Origin of the sequence: Micromonospora sp. II, assembly GCF_001709195.1 — a bacterium.
In the GTDB taxonomy this organism is placed as follows: Bacteria; Actinomycetota; Actinomycetes; order Mycobacteriales; family Micromonosporaceae; genus Micromonospora; species Micromonospora chalcea.
On the sequence record NZ_LYXF01000084.1, the window covers coordinates 1 to 1,657 of the forward strand.

Annotated in this window: 1 protein-coding gene; it reads left to right on the plus strand. The window is 59.3% G+C overall.

What is annotated here, in order from left to right; genetic code table 11:
- The first annotated feature begins 115 nt into the window (after positions 1–115).
- A complete protein-coding gene (locus A8711_RS31830; protein WP_083297131.1) occupies positions 116–736 on the plus strand; it encodes a polymorphic toxin-type HINT domain-containing protein in 621 nt (206 codons plus the stop codon).
- Positions 737–1,657: the final 921 nt, after the last annotated feature.

The following is a 1,657-nucleotide window of genomic DNA, read 5'->3' on the forward strand; positions in this document are numbered from 1 at the left end:
CGCAGCTCGAACTCTCAGCCGGCCATAGCTCGGACCGCTTCTCGATCAAGCCGGCCAATGGTCGGATGTCCCCAGCCCGACGGCTCGCCAGGTCGCGGACCCGACCGCGGCGGTTCTGCACACCACCGCGCACCACCCCTTCTGGGACGCCACCACCGGCGACTGGGTCGACGCCGCCGACCTGATCCCAGGCGAGTCGACACTGGTGGGGCCCGACGGACAGATCCAGTACGTCACCGACGTCCGTAACTTCACCGGCGCAAAGGTGATGCGGGACCTCACCGTCGCCGTCACCCACACGTACTATGTACTCGCTGGCAAGCAACCCGTCCTGGTTCACAACAACAACGGGACGGAGCGGAAGGTCTGTGATCTGACGCTTGGGCCAGACGGAATCACCAAGCAAGAAGGCGTTTCCGCTGAGCGTGGGGACCGGGTGCTCCCGCATGAGCAGACGATGATCAATGGATTCGGTGACAGGAACGGCTGTTCAACTCCCGGATGCGGTGCGACCGTTTCTGGTTACGCAGATGGTCACTGGACGGGCGATCATTCTCCAGCGAATAAACTAGCGCCAGATGGTCCGTGGACCCTCTGCCCGCATTGCAAGAAATGCACGAAGACGCAAGGTGGCGTAGTGAGTGGATTAAAACAGGAATTTGGTGCGTACGACTTCCCGCCACAGAGAACCCTTGTTGACGCAAGGCACCTGAACCTTATTCAGCTCGGTGGGTAGTAGCGGATGGCTGCGTTCGGCTGGTCTTGGGCTACGCTGCGAGTTGAGCGGCGCCAAGGGTGCCTGCCTGGGTGCGCCCTCGCCTGGAGGTAAGTCCCGGTGAATTCGGAAGCGAGGTAAAGTGCTACTCGGAGCGATAACTGCCAGGTTCGCGCACGGCCTATTGATTATCGCCGCCCCGGAAAGCAGTGATCCGCATGACGACTGGGACCCGGTGAGCGAGCCTTTTCATGCTGGCCTGGACTCCGTTTACGTCGGAGTTCTGTCCGCGCCGAGCGGGCTTGTGAGTGTGGAGTTTTTCGATGGAGAAGAATATCCGCAGGACTTGGCGCTAATATATTCAGGGGAGATGCACTTGAAAGATTTAAAGTTCCTCGCCTTTGATCCGAACGAGACGGTTCTTTTGACCGTGCTAACCGATTCTAGTCGGGTAAGAATCTCTTTGTTCGGCGACGAGCCTGAGGATCCTTCGAAGGTTCAGGTCTTCGTTAATTCAATTGCCGCCTAAAGGGGGAGCGCTTCGGCCCAATGGAGACTCACGACCTGGAGACTCGTGTTCATCTCGGGTCGTCGAGGGCTGTGGAAGTCGGTGCCGGTTGCTGTCACCGCTGCTGTCAGCCGGGCACGCCAATCGACTATGGTTGATGGAGCTTTCTCCGTGGTTGTCTGGTCGTGGCGACTGGGCGTTGACGGGCGTGCGCGCGGGGCCGTAGGCCTTGAGCGCGTGCGCGCGGCCCGGCTTCGGCCGGGCCGCCTACTTGATTACGTATAGCCTTTCTTAGCCAGACTCTTTCTGCTCATAGTTCGTGAAAGTATCTGAAGCTAACCTCGGCCGTTCAGTAAGGCCGCCTGTGGTTCATGATCAGAAATGAGGAAGTGCCTCCCGATCTGGGATGATCTGGCTTGTCGAAGGCCCATGAT